The organism is Martinezella calliandrae (assembly GCF_030272695.1).
Lineage (GTDB): Bacteria > Pseudomonadota > Alphaproteobacteria > Rhizobiales > Rhizobiaceae > Rhizobium > Rhizobium calliandrae.
This window is the reverse complement of sequence record NZ_JARFYN010000006.1, coordinates 164,074-189,636: the sequence shown is the minus strand read 5'-3', so window position 1 is coordinate 189,636 and position 25,563 is coordinate 164,074. Positions and strand designations below refer to the sequence as shown.

At 59.1% G+C, this 25,563-nt stretch carries 29 protein-coding genes; 15 read left to right on the top strand and 14 right to left on the bottom strand.

The genetic code is table 11. From position 1 onward, the window contains the following. Positions 1–6: 6 nt before the first annotated feature. From PY650_RS06885 to PY650_RS06860, 6 genes are all read right to left on the bottom strand, one after another. On the bottom strand, positions 7–1,107 hold the full coding sequence (locus PY650_RS06885) for an ABC transporter ATP-binding protein (RefSeq protein WP_285878296.1): 1,101 nt from the start codon (positions 1,105–1,107) through the stop codon (positions 7–9). A gap of 54 nt (positions 1,108–1,161) precedes the next feature. Then, on the bottom strand, positions 1,162–2,046 hold the full coding sequence (locus PY650_RS06880) for a carbohydrate ABC transporter permease (RefSeq protein ID WP_285878295.1): 885 nt from the start codon (positions 2,044–2,046) through the stop codon (positions 1,162–1,164). A 1-nt stretch (position 2,047) separates the two neighbouring features. Next, positions 2,048–2,950 (bottom strand): carbohydrate ABC transporter permease, encoded by a 903-nt coding sequence (locus tag PY650_RS06875; protein ID WP_285878294.1) that lies wholly within the window; start codon positions 2,948–2,950, stop codon positions 2,048–2,050. Positions 2,951–3,022: 72 nt separating this feature from the next. After that, complete coding sequence (locus PY650_RS06870; protein WP_285878293.1) at positions 3,023–4,291, bottom strand: ABC transporter substrate-binding protein; 1,269 nt, start codon at positions 4,289–4,291, stop codon at positions 3,023–3,025. 250 nt (positions 4,292–4,541) lie between these two features. Continuing rightward, entirely contained in the window at positions 4,542–5,435 is an 894-nt protein-coding gene (locus PY650_RS06865) for a sugar phosphate isomerase/epimerase family protein (protein ID WP_285878292.1), read from the bottom strand. A gap of 13 nt (positions 5,436–5,448) precedes the next feature. After that, complete coding sequence (locus PY650_RS06860; RefSeq protein ID WP_285878291.1) at positions 5,449–6,483, bottom strand: Gfo/Idh/MocA family protein; 1,035 nt, start codon at positions 6,481–6,483, stop codon at positions 5,449–5,451. A gap of 135 nt (positions 6,484–6,618) precedes the next feature. Between PY650_RS06860 and PY650_RS06855 the strand changes: the two genes are divergently transcribed. The 3 genes from PY650_RS06855 to PY650_RS06845 all read left to right on the top strand — a co-directional run bounded on the left by PY650_RS06855 (position 6,619) and on the right by PY650_RS06845 (position 8,564). Beyond that, positions 6,619–7,662, top strand: a complete 1,044-nt coding sequence (locus PY650_RS06855) for a substrate-binding domain-containing protein (protein WP_285878290.1) — start codon at positions 6,619–6,621, stop codon at positions 7,660–7,662. A 126-nt stretch (positions 7,663–7,788) separates the two neighbouring features. Continuing rightward, positions 7,789–8,190 carry a group II truncated hemoglobin gene (locus tag PY650_RS06850; protein ID WP_285878289.1) on the top strand — a complete coding sequence of 134 codons (402 nt, stop codon included), beginning with the start codon at positions 7,789–7,791 and terminating at the stop codon, positions 8,188–8,190. After that, on the top strand, positions 8,187–8,564 hold the full coding sequence (locus PY650_RS06845; RefSeq protein ID WP_285878288.1) for a DUF423 domain-containing protein: 378 nt from the start codon (positions 8,187–8,189) through the stop codon (positions 8,562–8,564). Before PY650_RS06850 ends, PY650_RS06845 begins: the two co-directional genes overlap by 4 nt. 275 nt (positions 8,565–8,839) lie before the next feature. On the opposite strand, the gene hmuQ is transcribed toward PY650_RS06845, so the two are convergent. The 5 genes from hmuQ to PY650_RS06820 form a co-directional block, all read right to left on the bottom strand. After that, positions 8,840–9,154, bottom strand: a complete 315-nt coding sequence (hmuQ, locus tag PY650_RS06840; protein WP_285878287.1) for a heme-degrading protein HmuQ — start codon at positions 9,152–9,154, stop codon at positions 8,840–8,842. 17 nt (positions 9,155–9,171) lie between these two features. Further along, on the bottom strand, positions 9,172–9,450 hold the full coding sequence (locus tag PY650_RS06835) for a hypothetical protein (protein ID WP_285878286.1): 279 nt from the start codon (positions 9,448–9,450) through the stop codon (positions 9,172–9,174). Then, positions 9,447–9,845, bottom strand: a complete 399-nt coding sequence (locus tag PY650_RS06830) for a DUF2325 domain-containing protein (RefSeq protein ID WP_285878285.1) — start codon at positions 9,843–9,845, stop codon at positions 9,447–9,449. Before PY650_RS06830 ends, PY650_RS06835 begins: the two co-directional genes overlap by 4 nt. Before the next feature lie 119 nt (positions 9,846–9,964). After that, on the bottom strand, positions 9,965–11,278 hold the full coding sequence (locus PY650_RS06825; protein ID WP_285878284.1) for an energy transducer TonB family protein: 1,314 nt from the start codon (positions 11,276–11,278) through the stop codon (positions 9,965–9,967). Positions 11,279–11,282: 4 nt separating this feature from the next. Continuing rightward, positions 11,283–11,732, bottom strand: a complete 450-nt coding sequence (locus PY650_RS06820) for a hypothetical protein (protein WP_285878283.1) — start codon at positions 11,730–11,732, stop codon at positions 11,283–11,285. Between the two features lie 195 nt (positions 11,733–11,927). On the opposite strand from PY650_RS06820, the gene hemP reads away from it, so the two are divergent. The 7 genes from hemP (at position 11,928) to PY650_RS06785 (ending at position 16,974) form a co-directional block, all read left to right on the top strand. Then, a complete protein-coding gene (gene hemP / locus PY650_RS06815; protein ID WP_285878319.1) occupies positions 11,928–12,101 on the top strand; it encodes a hemin uptake protein HemP in 174 nt (57 codons plus the stop codon). 9 nt (positions 12,102–12,110) lie between these two features. Next, positions 12,111–13,178 carry a hemin-degrading factor gene (locus tag PY650_RS06810; RefSeq protein ID WP_285878282.1) on the top strand — a complete coding sequence of 356 codons (1,068 nt, stop codon included), beginning with the start codon at positions 12,111–12,113 and terminating at the stop codon, positions 13,176–13,178. A 10-nt stretch (positions 13,179–13,188) separates the two neighbouring features. After that, the gene (locus PY650_RS06805) at positions 13,189–14,121 is read left to right on the top strand and encodes a heme/hemin ABC transporter substrate-binding protein (RefSeq protein ID WP_285878318.1); all 933 of its coding nucleotides are present in this window, start codon (positions 13,189–13,191) and stop codon (positions 14,119–14,121) included. Between the two features lie 28 nt (positions 14,122–14,149). Beyond that, the gene (locus tag PY650_RS06800) at positions 14,150–15,235 is read left to right on the top strand and encodes a FecCD family ABC transporter permease (RefSeq protein WP_285878317.1); all 1,086 of its coding nucleotides are present in this window, start codon (positions 14,150–14,152) and stop codon (positions 15,233–15,235) included. Between the two features lie 7 nt (positions 15,236–15,242). After that, positions 15,243–16,034, top strand: coding sequence for a heme ABC transporter ATP-binding protein (locus PY650_RS06795; RefSeq protein ID WP_285878281.1), 792 nt, complete (start codon positions 15,243–15,245; stop codon positions 16,032–16,034). Between the two features lie 175 nt (positions 16,035–16,209). Next, positions 16,210–16,560: a glycine zipper domain-containing protein gene (locus tag PY650_RS06790; protein ID WP_285878280.1), complete on the top strand. Its 351-nt coding sequence runs from the start codon at positions 16,210–16,212 to the stop codon at positions 16,558–16,560. 9 nt (positions 16,561–16,569) lie between these two features. Continuing rightward, the gene (locus tag PY650_RS06785; RefSeq protein WP_285878279.1) at positions 16,570–16,974 is read left to right on the top strand and encodes a hypothetical protein; all 405 of its coding nucleotides are present in this window, start codon (positions 16,570–16,572) and stop codon (positions 16,972–16,974) included. 27 nt (positions 16,975–17,001) lie between these two features. Here the strand turns inward: PY650_RS06785 and PY650_RS06780 are convergent, their stop codons facing one another. Next, positions 17,002–17,553: an RNA polymerase sigma factor gene (locus PY650_RS06780; protein ID WP_285878278.1), complete on the bottom strand. Its 552-nt coding sequence runs from the start codon at positions 17,551–17,553 to the stop codon at positions 17,002–17,004. A gap of 12 nt (positions 17,554–17,565) precedes the next feature. Then, entirely contained in the window at positions 17,566–17,778 is a 213-nt protein-coding gene (locus PY650_RS06775) for a NepR family anti-sigma factor (RefSeq protein ID WP_285878277.1), read from the bottom strand. A 266-nt stretch (positions 17,779–18,044) separates the two neighbouring features. Between PY650_RS06775 and PY650_RS06770 the strand changes: the two genes are divergently transcribed. From PY650_RS06770 to preA, 4 genes are all read left to right on the top strand, one after another. Further along, entirely contained in the window at positions 18,045–18,839 is a 795-nt protein-coding gene (locus PY650_RS06770; protein WP_285878276.1) for a response regulator, read from the top strand. A 225-nt stretch (positions 18,840–19,064) separates the two neighbouring features. After that, positions 19,065–20,018, top strand: a complete 954-nt coding sequence (locus PY650_RS06765; protein ID WP_285878316.1) for a sensor histidine kinase — start codon at positions 19,065–19,067, stop codon at positions 20,016–20,018. A 511-nt stretch (positions 20,019–20,529) separates the two neighbouring features. Further along, on the top strand, positions 20,530–21,891 hold the full coding sequence (locus tag PY650_RS06760) for an NAD(P)-dependent oxidoreductase (protein ID WP_285878275.1): 1,362 nt from the start codon (positions 20,530–20,532) through the stop codon (positions 21,889–21,891). Between the two features lie 13 nt (positions 21,892–21,904). Then, entirely contained in the window at positions 21,905–23,218 is a 1,314-nt protein-coding gene (preA, locus tag PY650_RS06755; RefSeq protein ID WP_285878274.1) for an NAD-dependent dihydropyrimidine dehydrogenase subunit PreA, read from the top strand. A 137-nt stretch (positions 23,219–23,355) separates the two neighbouring features. On the opposite strand, the gene PY650_RS06750 is transcribed toward preA, so the two are convergent. Then, a complete protein-coding gene (locus tag PY650_RS06750) occupies positions 23,356–24,000 on the bottom strand; it encodes a TetR family transcriptional regulator C-terminal domain-containing protein (RefSeq protein ID WP_285869780.1) in 645 nt (214 codons plus the stop codon). 301 nt (positions 24,001–24,301) lie between these two features. Between PY650_RS06750 and PY650_RS06745 the strand changes: the two genes are divergently transcribed. Then, positions 24,302–25,555: a Zn-dependent hydrolase gene (locus tag PY650_RS06745; protein ID WP_285878273.1), complete on the top strand. Its 1,254-nt coding sequence runs from the start codon at positions 24,302–24,304 to the stop codon at positions 25,553–25,555. Positions 25,556–25,563: the final 8 nt, after the last annotated feature.

Genomic DNA, 25,563 nt, shown 5'->3' with positions numbered 1-25,563 from the left:
TGACCGTTAGTGCGCTTCCAAAACTGCAGAATGATGGGCCACATCGTTCTGATCGAAGATCGTGAGCTTGTTACCATTGACCGCAAATGCGATCGGCGCTCCGGTGGCGACAGTCGTCATGCCCGGGTCGGTTCCAATGATCTTCGAGCCATCCTTCAGCCGGACATGGACGAGAGAACGGTCGCCTAATCTTTCCACTGTCTCGACGGTGCCGGAAATGTCCCCCATCTCTGACGTCGTGACCACCAAATATTCTGGCCGGATGCCGAGCGTCAATTCGGAGCGCGCTATGCCGTTCAGTGGAACCGAGGTCTTGATAACAGATCCATCAGGCAAGGTCGCCGTCGCAAAGCCTTCGGCTTCGCTGACGCCAGCCACGTTGACGAAATTCATGCCCGGCGAACCGACGAACTGGGCGACATAGCGCGTTGCGGGACGCGTATAGATCTCCACCGGTGTGGCCACCTGTTCGATCTTCTTGTTGTTCAGCAGCACGATCCGGTCGGCAAGCGTCATGGCCTCCACCTGGTCATGGGTGACGAAGACCATCGTTGCGCCCAGGCGCTCGTGCAATTGAGCGAGCTCGACACGGGTGCGGGTGCGCAGGCCGGCATCGAGGTTGGACAGCGGTTCGTCGAACAGGAAGACCTCGGGCTCGCGCACGATGGCGCGGCCGATTGCGACACGTTGGCGCTGACCACCCGAGAGCTCGGATGGCTTGCGATCGAGCAGATGCGGCATCTCCAATATCTTGGCTGCGGCATCGATGCGCTTCGCGATCTCCGCCTTCGGCGTCTTGATGTTCCTGAGGCCGAACGACATGTTGTCGCGAACCGTCATATGCGGATAAAGCGCATAGGACTGGAACACCATCGACACGCCACGCTCGCCGGGCGGAAGCTGGTCGACGCGCTTCCCGCCGATCCAGATCTCGCCGCTCGTAATCGTTTCAAGCCCGGCGATCATCCGCAGCAGGGTCGATTTTCCGCAACCGGATCCGCCGAGAAACACGACAAACTCTCCACGCTCGATCATGAGATCGATGTTGTTGAGAATCTGTACCGCACCAAAATGCTTGGTGAGGGACTTGATGTTGATTCCTGCCACTTTTTTCCTCCTCCAGGAGAATTGAATTTCGTCGAACCTACCTTTTCCCTCGGTCTATTTGACAGCACCGACCGCCACACCTCGCGTCAGCGTGCGTTGGAAAATCAGGAAGAAGATCACCGTCGGTGTGACGCCGAGCAAGGAAGCCGCGGCAATCGCGGTCGGATCCTGCGTATTGGCGCCCGATAACACGCCCATGGCGACGGAGACCGTCTGGTTGTTGTTGGAGACCAGGAAAACCAGGGGGATGAGGAACTCGTTCCAGGTCCAGATGAAGAAGAAGGTTGCCAGCACGGCAAGCGTCGGCCGCAGCACCGGCACGATTACCTTCCAAAGGATTTGCCACCGGCTCGCATTGTCGATCTGCGCCGCCTCGATGATCTCGCGTGGGAACGTCGTCAGGACCGATGACAGGAGATAGGTGCCGAATGCAGTGTGCAAGACGCCGAAGATCAGGATTACCGAGAGCATCGAATCGAACAGTCCCACCTGCTTGGCAATATAGTAAAGCGGGTAAACCAGCGCTTCCTGAGGCGCCATGATGGAAATCAGCAAGATCACCAGCAATGCTTTTCCGCCCCGCACGCGCCCGATGCCGATGGCGTAAGCGTTGAGCAGGCTGAGGACGACGGCCAATATGGCTGTGCAGCCGCTGATAAGAACGCTGTTGAAGAGCTTGCGGGTAAAATCAACCGTGGTCCAGAAGTTCTGAAGCGCTGTCAGGTCGAAACTACGCGGCAAGGCAAGCGGACCATTGGCCGCATAGTCCGCCGGCGTCTTGATGGCATTCAAAGCCGCCAGCAGGAACGGAAAGAGCGTGGCGGCAAGAAGGACGAGCAGGATAGCCAGGACGATCCAGCGAGCGAAGCCCTTCTTCGGGCCATGATGCGCATGCATTTGCGATGCAACCTCGGTCGAAAGCGAAGCTGTGGCCGTCATGTTAGTGCTCTCCCTCTTGTTTCGACTGCATGCGCAGGAAGACGACGCCGAGGACGATCGTCATCGCGGTCTGAAGGGTCGCGATTGCCGCTGCATAGCCGACGCGGTTTGTCGTGAAGAAATGATAATAGGAGAGATAGGAAGGCACTGTCGTCGCATTGTCGGGGCCGCCGGATGTCAAGACGTAGATCGGCGCGAAGACCTTGAGGGCCGCGATCAGCGTCGTAAGGGCGACAACAAAAATCTCAGGCATAAGCATGGGGATGGTGATGTAGCGGAAACGCCCGAACCAGCTCGCATTGTCGAGTTCAGCGGCTTCATAGAGCGAAGGGTCCACGCGCGCCAATCCTGACATGAACACGACAAGGCAATAGCCGACCTGAACCCAGACGATGACCGCCGAAACCGCCCAAAGCGCAAAGCTTGCGTCCCCCAGCCAGTTCTTGGCCAGAAAATCCAGGCCAATCCCTTTCAGCACCGCGTTGATGATCCCGACCGGGTTAAGGATCCAGGCCCAAAGAACGCCCGCGGCCGTCAATGGCAAAATCTGTGGGAGATAGAAGCCGGCGCGAAAGAAGCTCGACCAGGTTTCGCTGAATTGCGCGCTGATATAGTCGAACAGAACCGCCGCCAGAACCAGCCCAAGGAGAATAGGCACGATCGTCATCGAAATGATGAACAGTATCGTGTGCTGGATGGAACTCCAGAACACAGTATCGGCAAGAAGCCTCTGGTAGTTCTCAATTCCGACATAGCGCGGCGCAATGTTTCCACCTTTCCAGGTGGTGAAGCTGATCGCGAAATTCGCGATCAACGGAACGAGCACCACCAGGATAAACCCCAGCATGCCTGGGATCATATAAAGGTAGTACCCCGCCCTCCCGGCGTTCTGAGATTTCTCCATCGAATTCCTCCAGTCCGATACGGCGAGGCGGCTTTAAAGCCGTCCCGCCGCCATGAGTTGTTGCCGATGGTTTTATTGAGCCGCCTGCACGTCGTCATAGGCCTTCTTCAGGCGCGCGACGAACTGGTCAGGCGTGGTCGAGCCATTCACCAGGCCGGTGGTTGCCTGGATGAGAAGCTCGTAGTAGCCGGGCACCGGCCAATCCGGATAGAAGCCGAGGCCGCCCTTGCTGGAGATCTGGTTGAAAAGCTCGACGTTGCGCTTGCCGACTTCGTCGGTGACCGTGGCCGGATCAGCGGCGATGGCAACGCCACCGAGATTGGCCTGCAGGTTCTGGTTTTCCTTGCTCAAGACGAGATCGATGAACTCGTAGGAAAGATCCTTGTTCTTGGAGCCCTTGGGCACCATGAACAGGTTGCCGGTCGAACCTGTGCTGTACTTCGGGGTCGGGAAGATGAACTGGCTCCACTTGAAGTTCTTGATATTGGTAGCGAAATTGCCGTTGTTCCAGGTACCGCTGACAAACATCGGCGATTTACCGGAGGAGAACAGGTTGTCGGCGCCGCCCGTGCCCTTGAGGCCGGTCGAATCCTTCGAGATGTAACCCTTATTGACCCAGTCGACGATCGTCTGAGCCGCAAACAGGAAGGGCTTGGTGTCCAGCGGAGCCTTGAGGCCCTGGTAATTTTTGACCCAGGTGTCGTCCGCCTTCGTCAGCGCCAGCGTATAAAGCAGATGCTGTGCGTTGGAATCGACCGTGCCATAGGCAAGCGGCGTAATGCCCTTCTTCTTGAAAGTGTCCAGCGCAGCTTCGAACTCATCGAGCGTGGTCGGCACTTTCACGCCGTTGGCCTGGAACATGTCGATATTATAGAAAACCGAAACGAATTCGCCATAAACGGGAATACCAATAATCGGACCGGAACCATAGATGCCGTTTCCATCATATTTGCTGAGCTGGCTATTGGTTTCATTAAGGATCTTGTCCCAGCCCCGCGCCTTGAATTGATCGTCGAGCGGCGTCAACAGGCCCTGCGAGGCGACGAGACCCGCGGTGGCATTACCCTTATTGTACTCCAGAACATCCGGCGCCTGATCCGAATTGAGGATGAGGCTGCCCGCCTTCTGCAATTGCTCGAATGTCTTCTGTTCGAAATTGATCGTGACGTCCGGATGCTTGGCTTTCAGTTCGCTGAGCGCCTGCGTCCATGCCTTGGCCTGCGCCGTATCCGGCAGTTCGAACCACCAGACGTTAAATGTCTTGCTCTGGGCTTGCGCTACACCGGCAGCCAACAGAAGCGACATGCCGGCGGTGATCGCCAGCTTCGAAAACATATTCATACATTCTCCTCCACTTTGCGAACCGTGACAGTATCGATCCGACGGCATGGCTCGCGATGCCTGTCGGCGTTTCCTTTTGGCTTTACGTTCGCCCGCTCACTCGATGAGTCCAACAAGCGATCTCTGGACCTCTCAACGCTCCTCCGTTTCGACGTCCGGGCCGACTGGAGCGTTACGAGGCACCGCTCCAGCTTTCCGGATTAACGCACAACTCTTTCCTTAAATCGATCCGGATTTAAACGGTTGCATATTATAAGACGAAATCGCCGCCGCGGCTCTTCTTGAGATAGTTCAGGCCGTGGATCTGGCCAGTCATTTCCAGTTCATTGCGATAGACCGGATCGTGCCAGCCTTCGATGTCGATCGAGCCGGACCAGCCGGCAAGGCGCAGTTCGGAGATGATGTCCGTCCAGTTGCTGTCGCCGAAGCCCGGCGTGCGCATAAAGACAAACTTCTCCTTGCCGAAAATTCCGTGTTCCTTAATGACATCCCAGCGGATCGTCGCGTCCTTGCCATGGACGTGGAAGATTTTCTTTGCCCACTTGCGGATCTGCGGCAGCGGCTCGATGAGATAGACCATCTGGTGGCACGGCTCCCATTCGAGGCCGATATTGTCGTCGGGCGTCTCGTTGAAGATCAGCTCCCAGGCATCCGGATTATGCGCGATATTCCAGTCGCCCGTTGCCCAGTTGCCATCCATGGCGCAGTTCTCGAAGGCAATCTTGATGCCTTTGTCGGCGGCGCGCTTGGCAAGCTCGCTAAAGACCTGCTTGTAGCGCGGCAGGCTGTCGGTGAGCGGCTTGTTGCGGATGCGGCCGGTAAAGCCGGCAACGCAGGTTGCGCCGAAATGGTGGGCGTTGTCGATGCAATCCATCCAACCCTGCAGCGTCTTTTGGTCGAGGTCGGTGCCTTCGAGCGGATTGCCGAACATGCCGATCGTGGAAATGGTAATGTCGCGGTCGCCAATGGCCTCGCGGCAGCGCTTGCCGAGCTCCGAAAGGTTCTGGCCGTTGGTCGTCTGCCAGAAGAAGGGTTCGAAGCTTTCGAAGCCGAGATCGGCGATCTTGGCGATGCCTGCGGCCGCATCTTCGTTGGTCGCCTTGATCATCGTGCCGATGCGGATAGCCTTTGCCGGATTTGTCATGATCTCACTGTCCTTACGCTGAAATTTCGATATGTCGGCCCGACTTGGCGCTTTCGATCGCTCCGAGGACCATGGCGAGGCTGCGGATATTGTCGCGGCTTTCGGTTTCCGGCCGCTTGCCTGTCTTCACCGCTTCGATGAACGAGGCGATGACGCTGGCGTGCCCATGCGTCTCTTCATCGTGCTCGGGACCAGGAACTTCGATCGGGGTAAAGCCGTGCAGCAGGCCGGGCTCATGGCCGGCAACCGAGGCTTCAAAATGTTCCTCGCCGTCCCAGGTCAGCATGCCCTTGCTGCCGGTGAGCCGCCATTGGCTCTCCCAGCTCGTGCGCTTGCCCTCGGCACACCAGGAGCCGCGATAGCTGAAGACGACATCGTCGGAGAATTCGAACAGAGCATGCGCGGATGCGCCGTGCTTGTACCAGGAGCCGGCAGGATTTTTCTCGACACAATAGACCGAAAGCGGCGTCTTGCCGGCAACGAAGCGGGCGGCGTCGAAGGTATGGATCGCCATGTCGAGCAATAGCACATTGTCCATTTCTTCACGGAACCCGCCGAAATGCGGGCCGAGGAAGAAATCGCAATGAATGCCGGTGAGCTCGCCGATCGCGCCCTCCTCGACGAAACGGCGCATGCGACGCACACCGGAGATGAAGCGGCGGTTCTGGACGATGGCGTGTACCTTGCCGGTCTCGGCAGCGAGGTCGATGAGGGCGGCGCCCTCGGCGAGCGAAGTCGCCATCGGCTTTTCGCTGAGCACATGGCAACCAGCCTTCAGCGCGGTCGACACGACGCCGAAGCGAGCGGCGGGAACGACGACGTCGAACACGACGTCGGCCTTCGTCGCGGCAATGAGCTCGGCCAAGTCCGCGCCGATAACGGCCTCATGGAGACCGAACTCTTTTGCGAGGTTTTCTGCTGTCGCCCGGTTCAGATCGACCAGGCCGACAATCGTAATGGCTTCGGCAAGCGCTGGCGTCGAGGCAATAGCCCGAAGCCAGCCTTTGGACATGGCTCCGCACCCGCACAGAATGGCGTTAAATTTCACGATTTCCTCCTGCGAACGGCGTCAAACTCCACATGACACGCGTCCCGTAAACGTTTACGATCCTATGCGAAAAGATTTTACTGTGTCAATAGAGGAGGAATTGGGAAATTGTTGAGCGGAGGAAAATCGCAGTCGATGAAGGGGATTCGCCAGCTTGCCGAACACCTCGATATCTCGATCGGCACGGTGTCGCGGGCGCTGAACGGCAAGCCCGATGTCAACGAGGAAACCCGCAAGCGCGTGCTCGCCGCCGCCGAGGAACTCGGCTATGTCGCCAACCAGTCCGGGCGCAGCCTCCGACAAGGCACAACGAACGTCATCGGTCTGATGATCGAATCGAGCAAGGAAACGATAGAAGATAGCGACAACTTCTTCCTCGGCCTGACGAGCGGCCTGCAAAGCGTGCTCGCTCGCCACAAGCTCGATTTGATCATGCTCCCCTGCCCGACCGACGAGGACCCATACGAATACCTGAAACGCATGGTCGCAAGACGTGTCGTCGACGCCATGATCATCTCGGCGACACAGCGCGTCGACAAGCGTATCGATCTGCTCTCCAAGGCAAAGATTCCTTTCGTATCGCTCGGCCGCAGCCAGTCGAGCGGCAACTCCCCATGGATCGACCTCGATTTCGATGGTGTCGCCAATAGCGCCGTCGACCGTCTGGTGGCGCATGGGCATCGCCGCATCGCCATCGCCGCGCCCTCGAGCGACATCAACCTCGGCTACATCTTCTTGGATGGCTACCGCAGCGCGCTGGAGCGGCATGGGATCGCCTACGACCCTTCGCTGGTCATCCGCGTCAAAACGAGCGAACAAGGCGGTTATCAGGCTGGCCACGAGCTGCTTCAGATCGACAACCGGCCGACCGCGGTGATCCTGATCTACGAACTAATGGCGATCGGCCTATATCGCAGGTTGACGGAGGCCGGCGTCATTCCCGGCCGTGACCTCGCGGTCATCGGCTTCCGTGAAGAGCCGCGCGCCAAATTCCTGCAGCCGGCGCTGACCTGTTTTCGCATGTCGCTGCATGACCTCGGCGTAGAACTCGCGCAAACCTTGCTTGCCACGATGCCCGCCTACAGCCACTTCTATCCTGACAGTGAGCGCAACATGATCTGGCCGCTGAAGCTTATTCCTGGCGAAAGCGACAGTTTTCATCTGTTGGCGGCGCAATAGCGCGCGACCCCAGGAGCGCAAGATTTCTCATGCCGCTCCAGCGCTGAAACGCCGCATGGGCGATATCGGCGGTTGCGGCCAGCCTTGCGAGTTGCCATTTAGACCGCAGCGAACGGGGACAGGCCTTTGAGCGAAGAAACCATCACACTTTACCAGGCGATCGGCGGCGATCAAACCGTGCGGGCACTGACGGCGCGTTTCTACGAACTGATGGATACGCTCCCGCAAGCAGCAAACTGCCGCGCGCTACATCCGCAGAGCCTCGAGGGCTCCAGGGAAAAACTCTACGAATATCTGACCGGCTATCTCGGCGGACCGCAGCTCTATATCGAAAAGCGCGGCCATCCGCGCCTGCGCAGCCGACATTTCATCGCCGCTATCGGCCCCAGGGAACGCGACGAATGGTTGCTCTGTTTCCGCTGCGCCATGGAAGAAACCATCGAGAACGAGAGGCTGAGAGGGATCATCTGGGAGCCTATCGAGCGCCTCGCCTTTCATATGCAGAACCGGGAGCCGGAACAGATATGAGCTTCAGCGCCACAATCCGTCCGCTCACCCTGTTTGCTGCCGGCATCCTTGGCGGCGCCGGAGTCGCGCTCGCGGCCGCGGCATCCCACGGCGGCGACGCGCATTTTCTCGGTTCCGCCTCGACCATGTGCCTGGCACATGCCCCGGCGCTGCTCGCCCTCTACGCCGGCTACGACCGCGTGCGCACTGCGCCGGTGGCGGCAGTACTGCTTGGGCTTGGAACACTGATCTTTGCCGGCGATCTTGTTATCCGCCATTTCGGTGGCAACTCGCTCTTCCCGCTGGCCGCACCGACAGGGGGACTCGGCATGATAGCGGGATGGGCCGTACTGGCTTTGGGAGCGTTCTTCAGGAAAGGTGCGGTGGGAGTCTGACGGCGCGGCTAGTACCAAACTTCTCTCGCCCTCGGCGGGCGGCAAAGTAATTTCACCAGCTTAGAAATTGCGACACGGGAAGATCCACATATTCAAAGGCTTAGCGTAATTTCCAACTATTGAAAATGCCAGAGCGAGGGTTCGTGCCTTGCTCAGCACATTCAGGAATTGTGTGCGTTCCTACCTACCCCGCCCTTGCAAAATCTGGCACTTAGCCTTCGGCTAAACACTGATTTTGCTTTCCCCCATAAACGGGCGGGATAGGCCGCACCAACTCAAATCCCGGCAACCACGCTAAATCCCTCAAATCGCGGCGGTCCCCAATACAGCGCTTTGTTGTCACCGGCATTGCGGTGCGCCATGCGGAAATTCTCCGATCTCGTCCAGTTGAGGAAATCCTCTTCGCTACTCCAGACCGTGTGCGAGGAAAACAACGTATAGCCCTCCTCCACGTTCGTGCCGCCACGCAGCAGACGGAATTCCATAAAGCCCGGGACCTGCTCCAATCGCGAATCACGGTCCTTCCAGACGGCTTCAAAAGCGCTCTCCGAACCGATGACAACCTTGAAACGGTTCATCGCGATGTACATGGCTGGCTCTCCTGGTGTCAGACCTTCTTGCGGCGCTGGGCAGTCTTGCCCGGTCGCGGCGCAAAGGCAATGACATTCGTGCCGTCTTGCCCAGAATCACTTAGCGGCGGATTGGGCTCTTCATTTAGAAAGCGCGCCCTCCAGAAGGGAAAAGCCGTCACGTTAGAGACCTGCCGTTGCTCTTCGGCGCGGCGCATCAGTAACTCATAGAGCTCCGGCACCAGGCCGTCGCCATTCTGTGAGGCCAGCTTGTGGAGGCCGATCATCATGAACCCGTCAGGGCCTTTGTCAGTCATCTTGAATTGTCTCGTTCGTTCATAGTCTGCAGCGCCCGCTCGAGGCTCGATTTGCTGCCGTTTCGCAAGGGTATGAAGGCCTTGCCGAATTTCTTGCAACCGGTCTTCACCCGCAAACAAGCATCGTGGCTGATACAGTCGATCGGGCAGAAAACGCAGTCGACGGAAGGCAACACAGTGTCGATGCGTGACACTGCCTCACGCAAGCCGCCGTCGTGATGAATCAGCTCGGCGCCAAAACTGCTGGCGATCTGGCGCAGATGTGCCACCTGGCAGTCGCGACCGCCGACATAAAGGAAGCTGCGCCCGTCAAGCCCGGATTTTCCGGATACCGACACCGGCGTTTGCGCCTCGCGGCTATCGCGGCCAAAATCCTTTTTCCCCTTACGCGCCATGCGTCACCCGTTTGCTGGTTCCTCTTATGCGCTCGATCCCAGCGAGCGCGAGGAGACCATATTAAAGTTGAATTTTGCAGTAAAGTATAAAGTTGATTATTTTTCTCATATTTTATCCGCTACCGTCCTGTCACCTGAACCTCCTGCGTAAAGGACCAGCTGGGTTTGCCCCATTGCGGAGGCAGCGGCGGAAACGGCGCGGCACGGCGAACACCATCGGTGACGGCTTCATCCAGCTCAGGGATGCCGGAACTCCGTGCTATCGAGAGGGAACTAAGCTCACCGCCGGCATCGATCGTCAGACGCACCCGAACCGTTATGCCCTTTTCGTATTTCGAAGAAAGGCGCATGGCGCGGCGAATGCGGGACTGCACTTTGCTCGGATAATTGGCAAGGGCTGCACTGCCCGAGCCGGTGAGCCGACCGTCGGTGAGCGAATTTGTATTCGATTGTGCGGTTTCAGTGCCTTCGGCAGAGCCCTTCTTCTTATCCTGCTCGCTCTCGCCGCCGGAGCCGGCCTTCTTTACGACCTTCGGCGCCGGCTTCTTGACGATGTCTTTCGGCTTTTCGATCAGCTTGGCTTGTTGAGCCGGTTTTTCGACCCGGGTCGCCACTTCGGTGGGCGGCACAGCAGCAACAGTTTCCACCGGCTGCACTTCGACGGGTCCCGGCTCGGCGGGTTGGACTTCACCGGATACGGCATTTGTCGGCTGAACCGCGGTCGTCTCTGCTGGCGCCTGCGTCGCCAGCACCTCCGGCTCCGGACTGACGATCGTTTCCCGTGGCACCTGTTGCAACGGCTGCGACGGTTGCGCTGCCTCCATCGTTTCGGACGTCGGCTGTACAGCTTCGGCCGTCTCGATCGGCCGAGCAGCCACCGGCTGCGGCTCAACGGCTTCCGCTTCTGCTGGCTTCAAATCGCTAGGTTGCGCCGTCTCCGGCTGCACGGCATCTGCCGTTATCTGCTCGGGCTGCAGCCCCGTGCTTTCTTCGCCCGCCGACATCTGATCCATATCGGAGCTGCCGAGCATGATGACGCTGACCGTATCACCAGCCTCCTCCTCGGTATCTTCAGGCGCCACCGCCATCGTCACCAATAATGCGGCAACAATGACGGCATGAAAGAGGAGGGAGCCGAGGCAAGCGACGGCAAGACTTCTCTTGGCTGTCGAAGGAGCCGGGTTCGGCCTCTCCATCAGCACGTCCATGACGGGCGGCTCTGGCGCATCCGACACAGGCTCGGCCGGGTGATCGGGAAAGGAGCCTATCTGCGCAAAACGGCTGTAATGCGCAACTGTTTCGCTCGCCGGTGGGCGCGGCAGGCCGTCAAGTCCTGCCAGCTCGTGGCCTGAAAGGACATTGGGATAATTGTCATTCAGGCCACCGCCGGCGCGACGACGCTCGATGGAAACCTTGACCGAGCGGGAGGCCATGGTCTCAGCCTTCGAAAGGAACGGAAAGCTGCGAACGTGTCGTGAGAGCCGCCTTGCACTTTCCCGCCGCCGGACCATCGCACACCGGCGTATCGTTCATGATGATCCGGCTGACGCTCTCGCACTTCACGCCGGGCATATCGAATTGCCGCACCCGCTTCTTGCCGACCGGCAGGTCGCGAAAATCAAGGACGGTGACACGGTCGACCGCATTCTTGTCGTTGAAGAAGGCGAGTTCGAAGGAGATCTTGCCGATCGCCGTCGCCAGATCGTTTTCCGCGACGAAGGTCATCATTAAACCTTTCTGGGACGGGACCAGCGCATTGAGCTCGACAGTAAGTTTTTGGGCATTTGCCGCTGGAACCGCGGTCACCTCCTCGGCGAAGGCCGGGACGCAGGATGCAATGGCGAAAAGCCCAAGGGCAGCCACCGCCAAAATCGTCTTTGTCGGCATCGGCAATCTCTCCTGAATATCTCTTGGCGAGCGCAGATCGAGCACCGGATATCGGCTTGTGCAGCGCCCAAAATTTAAACTTGACTCTTTCAGTCTTCTATTGCCTTTTTAGGAAACCTTGAGTATGTGAGTCAAGATAAATCTGGCCAGGGCTTTCCCCGGCTCCCTATGAATTTTCAGGCAAAACCAAGCAGGATGATTGCTGAGAAAACCCCGATACAGCCGGTGCCGCTGATGGCCGCACCGCAAACTAGAATTGTCGAGAGCACCGATATTTTCCGGGGCCAAACCGAAATAATGATCAGGCACGACGGCGTCATCTACCGGATGAAGATTACGCGCCAAGGCAAACTCATTCTCAACAAATAGGCATAGCAGATGACTGAGACGACCAAAGATACGAGCCGCCTGTCCGCCAACGACATCCGCGTCTTCCGCACCGAAAATCCCAAAATGCGCGAGCGCGACGTCGCTGCTCGATTGGGCCTTTCCGAAGCAGCATTGGTTGCCGCCGAAGTCGGCATTTCCGCTACTCGCATCGATGCCGATGTCGATCGCTTCCTGGGTCGCGTCGCTTCTCTCGGTGAAATCCTGGCCCTGTCGCGCAACGAAAGCGCCGTCCATGAAAAAATCGGGGTCTACGAAAACATCAAATCAGGCGTACAGGCAGCCATTGTCCTCGGCGAGAACATCGATCTGCGCATCTTCCCGAAGCGCTGGGCGCATGCCTTCGCCGTCACCAAAACGGACGGCGACCAACAGCGGCTCAGCCTACAGTTTTTCGATAAGGCCGGCGACGCCGTCCACAAGGTGCATCTGCGCCCCGCCTCGAACATCGAAGCGTACCATGAAATCGTCGCCGAGCTGCGGCTCGAAGACCAGTCGCAGGATTTTGTTGAGGATCGCTCCGGATATGACAACGGCGAGATCGACGGCGATGTCAGCCGCGACGAACTGCGCGATCATTGGAGCCGCATGACGGACACACATCAATTCTTCGGCATGCTGCAGAAACTGAAAATCGGCAGGCAGGCAGCGATCCGCACGGTCGGCGACGACTATGCCTGGAAGCTTGCGCCAACCGCGGTCGCCGAAATGATGCATGCCTCGGTCCGCGAAGGTCTGCCGATCATGTGCTTCGTTGCCAATGACGGCATCGTGCAGATTCATTCCGGGCCGATCTTCAACGTAGAGGCCATGGGCCCCTGGATCAACATTATGGACCCCACCTTCCATTTGCATCTGCGCCAGGATCATATCGCCGAGGTCTGGGCGGTGCGCAAGCCGACCAAGGAGGGGCATGTCACGTCGCTCGAGGCCTACAATGCCAAGGGCGAGATGATCATCCAGTTCTTCGGCAAGCGGAAGGAAGGGTTCGAAGAGCGCGGTGACTGGCGCGTCATTGTCGAGAACCTTCCGAAGGCCGACGACAGCGTCGCCGCGTAAGGATCGGGACATCACGATGTCGAAGAACTTCAAGCGCATCAAGCCGTGGGAAATCGCGCTAACGACGCTGGTGATGGCCTTGCCGCTCATTCCCGTGGACGCGATCAGAGGCGGCCATAATCTCGTTGAGCACGCCCATGCCGCCGAAGCACCGAAAATCGATAGCTCGCGTCTCGTCTCGATCGGCGGCGACGTCACCGAGATCATCTACGCGCTGGGCGAGGAAAACAGGCTGATCGCCCGCGATTCCACCAGCATCTATCCGGAGGCGGCAGCCAAGCTGCCTGATGTCGGCTATATGCGTGCACTGTCGCCGGAGGGCATCCTGGCCGTCAATCCGACCGCGATCATCGCAGTGGACGGCTCCGGCCCGCCGGAGGCTCTGGCAGTGCTGCGCAATGCCCGCGTGCCTTTCGAAACCGTGCCGCAAACCTACGACCGGGACGGCATCCTGAAGAAGATCGACGTCGTCGGCTCGCTGCTCGGCGTTCCGGACAAGGCGAAGGCGCTCGAAATCAAGGTCGCCGCCGATCTTGATGCTGCGATTGGAAGTTCCCAGAAGCGCCCCGAAGCGGAGCGCAAACGCGTGCTCTTCGTCCTCAGCTACCAGAACGGCAAAATCCTCGCTGCCGGCAGCGACACCGCGGCTGAGGGCATCATCAAGCTTGCCGGCGCTATCAATGCCGTCGACAGTTTCTCGGGCTACAAGCCTTTGACCGATGAAGCGATCATCGAAGCCAAGCCGGATGTGATCTTGATCATGGACCGCGAGGGTCCGTTGTCGATGACGAACGACGACCTCTTGAAGCAGCCGGCGATCTCGCTGACACCTGCGGCCAGCCATAAGGCGGTCATCCGCATGGACGGCTTGCATCTGCTTGGCTTCGGGCCACGCACCGCCAGTGCCGTGCGCGCCCTGAACGCTGCGATCTACGGTGGCTGAGGTGGCGCCTCACGAGGTCAAGCCGGGGCTGAAGAGCATATCGCACCACACCGATCGCCCCTATCGCGAGGGCGACCGCACCGTGCTTGCGTTCTTCGTCTTGACCGTCCTCGCGATCGCAGCCTTCCTCGCTTTCGCCTTTTCAATCACGACCGGCGCGTCGAATGCCTCGATCGTCGACGTCATCGGCAGCATGATCCGCGGCGGTGCGCACGACGCATTGAGCAGCCGCGACCGTATCATCGTCTTTGACATTCGCCTCCCCCGCGCCATCCTGGGCTTCCTGATCGGCGGCGGGCTCGCGGTGTCCGGCGCGGTCATGCAGGGCCTGTTCCGCAATCCGATGGCCGATCCCGGCCTGATCGGCGTTTCGGCCGGCTCCAGTCTCGGCGCCGTGGCGATGATCGTCCTTACCGGCGGTATCCTCGCCCCGGTCGCCCATGTCGTTGGCATCTTCTCCTTGCCGATCGCCGCCTTCATCGGCGGCCTGGCTACGACCATACTCCTCTACAGAGTGGCGACACGGCATGGGCAGACATCGATCGCGACCATGCTGCTCGCCGGCATCGCGCTCGGCTCCCTGGCACTGGCGGCAACCGGCGTGCTGATTTACATGGCCGATGATCGGCAGTTGCGTGATCTGACCTTCTGGAGCATGGGATCGCTCGCGGGGGCGACCTGGACCAAGATCGCCGCTGTCGGCCCAATCATAGTCCTCTCCATGCTGCCATTGCCCTTCATGGCGCGCGGCCTCAATGCTCTGACGCTCGGCGAAGCCGCCGCCTTTCACATGGGCGTCGCTCTGCAGCGGCTGAAGAATGTCGCCATCGTCAGCGTTGCGGCCGCGATCGGCGCCTCCGTGGCGGTGAGCGGCGGCATCGGCTTCGTCGGCATCATCGTGCCGCATATCCTGCGCATGGCGATTGGTCCGGACCATCGCTTTCTGCTGCCGGCGTCCGCTTTGTTCGGCGGCACCCTACTGATGATTGCCGACGTGGTGGCCCGCACCGTCGTCTCGCCGGCCGAACTGCCGATCGGCATCATCACCGCCGGTGTCGGCGGGCCCTTCTTCCTGTGGATGCTGCTTCGGCAGCGCTCTCGCCTCAGCCAGTGAGTTTTCGATGATCGACGTCTCGAACCTTTCCGTCCGGCTCGCCGGCAAGACAATCGTGCACGATGTCTCCTTCGCCGCACCCGCCGGCGCGTTGACAGCGATTTGCGGGCCGAACGGCTCGGGCAAGACGACGATTTTGAAGGCCATTTCGGGGGAGCTCGCCTATCAGGGTTCGGTGCGCCTCAACGCCGCCGAGATCGGCAGCCTCCAAGCCTGGCAACTGGCCGAAATGCGCGGCGTGCTGCCGCAGGCAAGTGCGATCTCCTTCCCCTTCACCGTCCGCGAAATCGTCCGCATGGGATCCGCGACCGGGCGCAACCGATATCCCAAACAGGCCGATCGCATCGCTACGGAGGCGCTTTCCTCGGTCGATCTCGCCGGCTTCGAGGGGCGCTTCTATCAGGAGCTTTCAGGCGGCGAGCAACAGCGCGTCCAATTGGCCCGGGTGCTATGCCAAATCCCCGAGCCCATCATCGACGGCAAACCTTGCTGGCTGCTTCTCGACGAGCCGGTCTCCAGCCTCGACATCAGCCATCAGCTCGCCATCATGACGCTCGCCCGGCAATTCTGCGCGCGCGGGGGCGGTGTCATTGCCGTCATGCACGATCTCAATCTCACCGCCCTTTTCGCCAACCAGATGGCCTTGCTCAGGAACGGGCGGTTGCAGGCAGCCGGTCCTGTGGCCGACGTTTTGACCGATCGGCATCTGCAGGATGTCTTCGGCTGCGCGCTCAGGGTGAATCGCGTCCCCCTCGATGGCGTCCCGTTCGTGCTAGCTCACAGTGCGCTCACGGCGTGATTTCCCTTTCGACGCACAGCCCGGAACTTTTCGTTACATGGCTGCGTTGATGACCAATGATGCAGATCAATGCTTTGCACGCTTAACAGCGCAAAATACTGGCAGCATTCGATTATCGCCGGCGCAATCTTGAGGCGCCAGGACAAAGACGCTAACGACGTAAGGGAGCAAGACCATGGCACCATCCATCCTCCATTCGGCGCGAGCCAAGCGTAATGGCGGCAGCTTGCACGACATCGAAGCCAGCATTGAAGAACAGATCGAACATCTGCGCAACGAAATTGCCGCGTTCGCCAAAGTCGTCGGTGAAAACAGCGCCAGGCAGAGCCAGTCGATGCGCGCGCGTGCAGAGACCAGCTACGAGGATCTGACGGCTCGCGGCGAAGAACTGCTGCGCGAGTTGCAGCACGGCTATGTCAAGGGTACGCGGGAAATGCGCCGGACGGTGCGCCAGCATCCGATTGCCACCATCGGGGCTGCCGCCGCTTTCGGATTGGCGGTTGCCCTGCTTCTTTCGCGCCGTTGAGGAGCTTCAATGCTAGCTCCGTTCCTCGGCCTGCTCCTGTCAGGCACCTTGAACCGTACCGTTGCGCGCACCAAGCGTAACGGTATTTTTGTCGGCATCGCGGCGATTCTCATTTTAACGGCCTATGCCTTTGCTCTGGTGGCCGCCGCCATGTGGCTGGCAACCATCTATGGCGCAGCCGTTTCGGCGCTGTTGATTGCTGCCGGCACCCTGCTGCTCGGCCTGATCGTTCTCGTCATCATGGCGATTATCAACAAGCAGGAAGAGCGCCGCCTCCACGAACGCCGCGTCGCCTTGGAATCCATGGCCGTTGTGGCGCTTGGCCTCGCAAGGTCACAACCGCTGCTGACCGCCGCCATCGCCACCGCTCTCGTACTGGGCAACTTGCTTGGAACGAAGAAGCGGGATGATTGAGAGCGGCTTGATCCGGATAGCCTTTGGCTAGAATGCAAACGCCTTGGACGTCAGTGGCGCGGAGGTAGCGTCGGGACCGAAGTCCGCCTCCCCGGAAATCTGTAGCAATTCCTGCAGACGCTGCCGGGCCCTGTTGACGCGGCTCTTGATAGTGCCGACGGCGCAGCCGCAGATCTCTGCAGCCTCCTCATAGGAAAAACCGGAAGCGCCGACGAGGATGATGGCTTCGCGTTGATCGGCCGGTAACTGATCGAGCGCCTTGCGGAAATCCTGCAGGTCGAGCGCACCATATTGCGAGGGATGCGTCGCCATCGATTCCGTGAACAGGCCGTCGCTATCCTGCACCTCTCGGCCACTTTTGCGCATCTGGCTATAAAGTTCGTTGCGCAAAATGGTGAAGAGCCAGGCCTTCATATTCGTGCCCATCTCGAAATGATCCTGCTTGGCCCAAGCCTTCATGATCGTGTCCTGCACAAGATCATCGGCGCGGTCGTGACGTCCGGTCAAAGAGATGGCGAAGGCGCGCAGGCTCGGCAGAGCGGCCAGAAGTTCGCGCTTGAAGCTCGGTTTTCGTTCCATGACGCTTCCTCCTTAATCGGAGAGTTTTGCGGAAGCAGAAGCCAGCCGCTCGGCCTGATCCAGCTTCTCAAGCAGGTCAAGGAAACGATCGGGGATAGCTTCATCCTGCACCGCAGCGTAAAAGGAGCGCAGCCGGTTACCGATCTGATTGTTGGGATCGAGGATATCGACCGCACGCACGTCAGGCCGTTTGCGGTCCGCTTCCTCTTGGTTTTGGGTGGTCATTTAGCTCGCTTCCGCATGTTCTCGCGTTCATGGATAAAAGTGTATCTTGGTACACTCTAGTCTGGGAGGCCAGTATGCCTCGCGCCCGTCCGCTTCGGCCCCGAATTCGGAGCGGTTGAAACCTACTGTTCGTCGGCAGGGTTAATGCCTTTACTTAAAAAAAGTTCCGGTACAGAGGAACTTTTTTACTGAGTTGGCGTTTGCTTGTCACTGCAGTCTTGGTGGCTGTGTTTCAATTAGGAATTGGTAAAGGGCGGGAGCCATTGATGACACTTTCCACTCGCATTGCGCCGCATCTTCCCTATTTGCGCCGCTACTCCCGTGCGCTGACAGGCACACAAACATCAGGCGACGCTTACGTCGCGGCGGTTTTGGAGGCGATAATCGCAGATCTTTCCATTTTTCCAGACACGTCCAACGACCGCGTCGCTCTTTATAAACTCTTCACCAAGCTGTTCGGTTCCTCGGCAGTTCAGATTCCCGAGCCGACATCGCCGTATGCCTGGGAGCAGCGCGCCTCGGTAAATCTTGCAAAGGTTTCTCCGGTCGCCCGTCAGGCTTTCCTTCTTGCCTCCGTCGAAAATTTTCGCCTCGGCGAGATCGCCGATATTCTCGACGTCCCGGAAACCGAAGCCATGAACCTGCTCGACAAGGCGTCGCAGGAAATTTCGCGCCAAGTCGCGACCGATATCATGATCATCGAGGATGAACCGCTGATCGCGATGGATATCGAGCAGATGGTCGAAAGCCTCGGTCATCGGGTCACCGGCATCGCCCGAACCCACGCGGAGGCAGTTGCTCTTCACAATGCCACCAACCCCAGCATGGTGCTTGCCGACATCCAGCTTGCCGACGGCAGCTCTGGCATCGACGCGGTCAACGACATCCTCAAGTCGTCCAGCATTCCGGTCATTTTCATTACTGCCTTCCCGGAGCGCTTGCTGACCGGCGAGCGGCCGGAGCCCACCTTCCTTGTGACCAAGCCATTCAATCCCGACATGGTGAAAGCTCTGATCAGCCAGGCCCTTTTCTTTAATGAAACCACAAAGGTGGCCGCCTGATACGAATTGACACCTTGTCGTGGAACAAAATTAGCGGCTGGACGTTGCGGCGGCTTAAGGACGCTTTACCGACTGTTATAGCGATTGACTGTATAAACCGGGCCGAGTTTTTCCGGTCGAGAATGCCTTGTCGGGAGGTTTCTCGAAATTCGAGTGAAAGGCGAGCCGGTGAATACGACTGAACCATTATCGGGTGCGCCTTTGAGTTTTGAAGGCAAGGCCGCTATGATGGAGCGTGCACTTTCCAGCGCCGGCATCTCGATCCTCTTTCAGGACGCAAACCTCGCGATTCGCTATGCCGAAAACTTGCCCGACCACCTGAAGCCATCCCTTACCATCGGCGGTACGGATCTCCATCTCTTCGGCGAGAAAGACGGCGAACACCTGTTGAAGCTCAAACGCGGGGTGCTGGAAAGCGGCAAGCCCGCCACCGCGGAAGTGGAGTTGGTAACGGGCGATGGCGTTCGCATCTACGAGCTGAAGATCGAGCGCGTCGGAGGGCGCAAGGCGCAAGGCCTGCTTTCCGTCATCTCCGAAATTACGGAGACGCGGCACCGCGAAAAAGTATTGAAATCACTGCTCCGCGAGCTATCGCACCGCTCCAAAAACCTTCTGGCAATCATCCAGGGCATCGCCACGCAGACGGCGCGCCATACGGTGTCGCTCGATAATTTCCTGATTAAATTCCGCGGCCGCCTGCAGTCGCTGTCGAACTCACAGGACCTGATCACTGATTCGAGCTGGCGTGGCGCCTATTTGTTCGAACTCGCTGAAAAGCAATTCGCCCCCTATTGGCCCGATGCAGGGACGCCGATGCCGATCTACGGGATCAACGCGCATCTCACTCCAAATGCCGCTGTCCATCTCGGCCTCGCTTTGCACGAACTGATCGTCAATTCAGCCTCCCACGGTGCCATCTCCGCTGGCGCCACCAGTATCACGCTGAACTGCAAGGAGGCCGAGCTCAACGGCAAGAAGGCCATCGAAGTGGCGTGGTCGGAACACTTCTACTTCCCTTCCGACCATGAGTTCGAGGACAACAGCTTCAGCCGCACCGTGTTGGAGCGGGTTGTCCCCACCTCCATGAATGGGCGCGCCCAGTTCGCGATCGATGACGACAGCATCGGCTATCGCCTGACGATCCCCGAAACCGAATATGAGATTCTAAAGCGCCGCTGACGCTCCCGAAAGAGGACCGCAAATGAAAACAGCCAGTGCGAGGGCGGCGCACTGGCTGCTTTTCACTCATCGGGAGGGGACCGTGAGTAGATGCCCGGTGATGAGTTTTGGGGGCGTGCATCGGTTGATGCGATCATCACCAAGACATCTCCTTAACGGCGGTGCTCGGCCTTGGTTCCCATCTTTCTAAAAAAAATTTCGATTTTTTCTCTATCGTCTATCGCAGATGTCAAAAAGGCCGTCGAGGTGACTGGCCAGGCTTTTCATAAACGATCCAAGATCCAAGAACTTTATTGTTTATGTCCTGGCAGATCGTCGACCGATTTCAAAAAACATAACATGAAAACATAATGTTATCGGATAGGTTTCCCTCCCCCGAAACGCGATGCAATCGCGCCAGCAATCATTGCTTCGGCGAAACCAAAAATCTCAAAATTTTACCGTTTGATAAATTTTTTATCCTGAGTTACCGTTCATTCCACTAGCCGTTTACTATAATGAGGGAACTTCAATGGGACGACTGGAAACTGGGATTCATAACGGCAGGCTGACGCCGGCCGAATATGATGCGAACTTTTCCGATCTGCATCCGCGCCTCAACGACCACGAGGCGCTGGTCGCTTCCGACCGCTGTTATTTTTGCTACGACGCGCCGTGCATGACGGCCTGTCCGACGTCCATCGACATTCCGATGTTTATCCGCCAGATCTCGACCGGCAACCCGATCGGCTCGGCCAAGACGATCTTCGACCAGAACATCCTCGGCGGCATGTGCGCCCGGGTCTGTCCCACCGAACAGCTCTGCGAGCAGGCCTGCGTGCGCAACACCGCCGAAGAGCGCCCCGTCGAAATCGGCCGCTTGCAGCGCTTCGCGACCGATGCCGCCATGGACGCAAACAAGCAGTTCTATGCCCGCGCTGCATCGACCGGCAAGAAGATCGCCATTGTCGGCGCCGGCCCTGCCGGCCTTGCCTGCGCCCACCGTCTTGCGGTGAAAGGCCATGACGTTACCATCTTCGACGCCCGCCAAAAGCCCGGCGGCCTCAACGAGTACGGTATCGCCACCTACAAGACGGTCGACGATTTCGCTCAGAAGGAAGTCGACTACTTGCTGTCGATCGGCGGTATCGACGTCAAAAATGGCCAGGCACTCGGCCGCGATTTCAGCCTTGCCGATCTTTCATCACAATACGACGCAGTCTTCCTCGGCCTCGGCCTCGCCGGCGTCAACGCGCTGCTGATCGAAGGTGAGGATCTCGACGGTGTCGACGATGCCGTTGCCTACATCGCCGATCTGCGCCAGGCGAAGGACAAGTCCGACATCGCTATCGGTCGTCGCGTCGTTGTTCTCGGCGGCGGCATGACCGCAATCGACGCCGCCGTGCAGGCAAAGCTGCTCGGCGCCGAAGAGGTAACGATCTGCTATCGCCGCGGCAAGGAACATATGAACGCCTCGGAATACGAGCAGGATCTCGCGGCGTCCAAAGGCGTCATCATTCGCCACTGGTTGGCGCCTAAGCGCATTCTCGACAAAGACGGCAAGGTTGCCGGCATCGAGGTTGAATATACCGAGCTGCGCGATGGCAAGTTGACCGGCACCGGCGATACCGGCGTCATCGCGGCCGACCAGATTTTCAAGGCGATCGGCCAGACCTTCCAAGCCTCCGGCCTCGGCGCGTTGCGCATGGAATCCGGCCGCATCGCCATCGACAGCGAAGGCCGGACCTCGCTAGACGGCGTTTGGGCCGGCGGCGACTGCGTTCTCGGCGGCGACGACCTGACAGTCTCCGCTGTCGCACAAGGCCGCGACGCGGCCGAATCGATCAACCGCGCGCTCGGCTCTGCCGCGCAGCCGACTGTTGCCGTCGCTTGAAGGAGGAATTAGAATGGCTGATCTCCGCAATAATTTCGTCGGCATCAAATCCCCGAACCCGTTCTGGCTCGCTTCGGCGCCGCCAACTGATAAGGCCTACAACGTCGAACGCGCCTTCAAGGCGGGTTGGGGCGGTGTCGTTTGGAAGACGCTCGGCGAGGAAGGCCCGCCCGTCGTCAACGTCAATGGCCCGCGCTATGGGGCGATCTGGGGCGCTGACCGCCGCCTGCTCGGCCTCAACAATATCGAACTGATCACCGATCGCGACCTCTTTACCAATCTGCGCGAGATGAAGCAGGTGAAGCTGAACTGGCCGGATCGCGCACTTATCGCCTCGATTATGGTTCCCTGTGTCGAAGATGCATGGAAGGCGATCCTGCCGCTGGTGGAGGAAACCAACGCCGACGGCATCGAGCTCAATTTCGGCTGTCCGCACGGCATGTCCGAGCGCGGAATGGGGTCCGCGGTCGGCCAGGTGCCGGAATATATCGAGATGGTCGTGCGCTGGTGCAAGCAATATACCCGCATGCCCGTCATCACCAAGCTGACGCCGAACATCACCGACATCCGCAAACCGGCCCGCGCCGCCAAGGCCGGCGGGACCGACGCCGTGTCGCTGATTAACACGATCAACTCCATCGTCTCCGTCGATCTCGACAATTTCGCGCCGAACCCGACCATCGACGGCAAGGGCAGCCACGGCGGCTATTGCGGCCCGGCAGTCAAACCGATCGCGCTCAATATGGTGGCCGAGATCGCGCGCGATCGCGAAACCAACGGCCTGCCGATCTCCGGCATCGGCGGCATCACCACCTGGCGTGATGCGGCCGAATTCCTGGCGCTTGGCGCCGGCAACGTGCAGGTGTGCACGGCAGCAATGACCTACGGCTTCAAGATCGTTCAGGAGATGATATCGGGCCTCTCCGACTGGATGGACGAAAAGGGGCACCGCAATCTGGATGATATCATCGGTCGCGCCGTCCCGAATGTTTCCGACTGGCAGTATCTCAACCTCAACTACATAGCCAAGGCAAAGATCGATCAGGACGCCTGCATCAAGTGCGGTCGCTGCTACATCGCCTGCGAAGACACCTCGCACCAGGCAATCACCAGCATGGTCGATGGCGTCAGGCATTTCGAGGTGATCGACGAGGAATGCGTCGGCTGCAACCTGTGCGTCAGCGTCTGTCCCGTCGAAAACTGCATCACCATGGAAGCCTTGCCGGCAGGCGCCCTCGACAAGCGCACTGGCAAGACCGTCGACGCGAACTACGCCAACTGGACGACCCACCCAAACAATCCGATGGCGCGGCAAGCGGCGGAGTAAAAGTAGGTCATGCTCGAAAGACTGGCCCTCGCGCCTGTGTCAGACAAGACGTGAGTGCGGGGGGCCGGAAATGTGTTAACGGCATCGTCAAACCTCAACAGCACCGCCATGGCTTCCACATGGCAGTGCGCTGCCGCCTAAGACTGCCGAATGCCAAGACCATCGACGAAGAGTTTTTCCAGATAGCGGGCCGCATCCTCGAAACGCCCCTCGCCTGAATGTTCCTGCCCGAGCACGGCGCGCACCTGTACGTCGAAGTCGGCATAATGCTGTGTCGTCGACCAGATGGAGAAGATCAGGTGATAGGGATCGCACTTGGCGATCTTGCCGGCCTTCGCCCAGGCGCGGATGACCTCGGCCTTTTCGTCGACAAGACTCTTTAGCGGTCCGCGAAGCTCATCCTCGACATGCGGCGCCCCCTGCAACATCTCGTTGGCGAACAGGCGGCTTTCCCGCGGGAAATCGCGGGCCATTTCGAGCTTGCGGCGGATGTAGGAGCGGATCTCGCTTTCGGGATTGCCGTTGGCGTCGAAGGCACGCAGCGGCTCCAGCCAGGTAAACAGCACCCGGTCGATAAGCGCGCGATGCATGGCCTCTTTCGTGCGGAAATAATAGAGCAGATTGGGTTTTGACATGCCGGCGACTTCCGCGATCTGGTCGATGGTCGAGCCGCGAAAGCCATGCACCGAAAATACGTCCAGCGCGGCTTCGAGTATCACTTCCTCTTTTTCTTCCTGAATTCGGGTACGTCGTTGCGTCTTGGCGGCTCTGGGGATGGCCATGTCTGCTTTGTTTCTCCTTGAAATCCAAGCCCTTCGGCCAAGCTCTCATTCATCCCGCCCGCGCTTTAAATTTTGGCAATTGCCTATAATTTTGTCGGGAATTTTCGTGCTTTTCGTCTTGAGCGCCGCCACGGAAGTTGTAATGTTTACCAATCGGTCAAATTATCCGTCAGATGTCTTATAAAGGCAACCGGCGATTTCCCGGGGCGAGAAAAACAAACAAGCGCTCTGGGCAACGACTAACGGGAACAATTGGGCATGCGCCTTGCATGACCCGGGATAAACAGGTGAGGATTGCATCATGGTGGCAGCGCCAGGAGAAAACATGCGTATCAATGGCGATCGCCTTTGGGACGCACTGATGGAAATGGCGAAGATCGGCCCCGGCATCGCGGGCGGCAACAATCGTCAGACGCTGACCGACGCCGACGCCGAAGGCCGCAGCCTTTTCAAGACGTGGTGTGAAAACGCCGGGCTGAAAATCGGCGTCGACAAGATGGGAACGGTGTTCGCAACCCGCCCTGGCGCCGATCCGAATGCGCTGCCGGTTTATGTCGGCTCGCATCTCGACACCCAGCCGACCGGCGGCAAATATGACGGCGTGCTCGGCGTGCTCGGTGCGCTCGAGGTCGTGCGCACGATGAACGACCTCGGCATCAAGACCAAACATCCGATCGTGGTCACCAACTGGACCAATGAAGAAGGCGCGCGTTTCGCCCCGGCCATGCTCGCCTCCGGCGTCTTCGCTGGCATGCATTCGCTGGACTACGCCTATGCCCGCAAGGACCCGGAAGGCAAGACCTTTGGCGAGGAGCTGAAGCGCATCGGCTGGCTCGGCGAGGAAGAGGTCGGCAGCCGCAAGATGCACGCCTATTTCGAATACCATATCGAACAGGGCCCGATCCTCGAAGCCGAAGACAAGACCATCGGCGTCGTCACACACTGTCAGGGCCTGTGGTGGCTGGAATTCACGCTGACCGGCAAGGAAGCGCATACCGGTTCGACGCCCATGAACATGCGCGTCAATGCCGGGCTTGCCATGTCGCGAATCGTCGAAATGGTGCAAGGCGTTGCGATGGAAAACCAGCCAGGCGCCGTCGGCGGTGTCGGCCAAGTCTTCTTCTCTCCCAATTCGCGCAATGTGCTGCCAGGCAAGGTGGTCTTCACTGTCGACATCCGCTCGCCCGACAAGGAAAAGCTCGATCGCATGCGCGCCAAGATCGAGGCTGAGGCGCCCGTTATCTGCGACGCCCTCGGCGTCGGTTGCTCTATCGAAGCTATCGGCCATTTCGAGCCGGTGACCTTCGACCCGAAGCTTGTGACGGCCGTTCGCAACGCTGCCGAGAAGCTTGGCTATAGCCACATGAACATCATCTCCGGCGCCGGTCATGACGCCTGCTGGGCCGCCAAGGTGGCGCCGGCCACAATGGTCATGTGCCCCTGCGTCGGTGGCCTTTCGCACAACGAAGCGGAAGAAATTTCCAAGGAATGGGCGACCGCTGGTGCGGATGTCCTGTTCCATGCGGTCCTGGAGACGGCGGAGATTGTGGCTTGACATCCCTC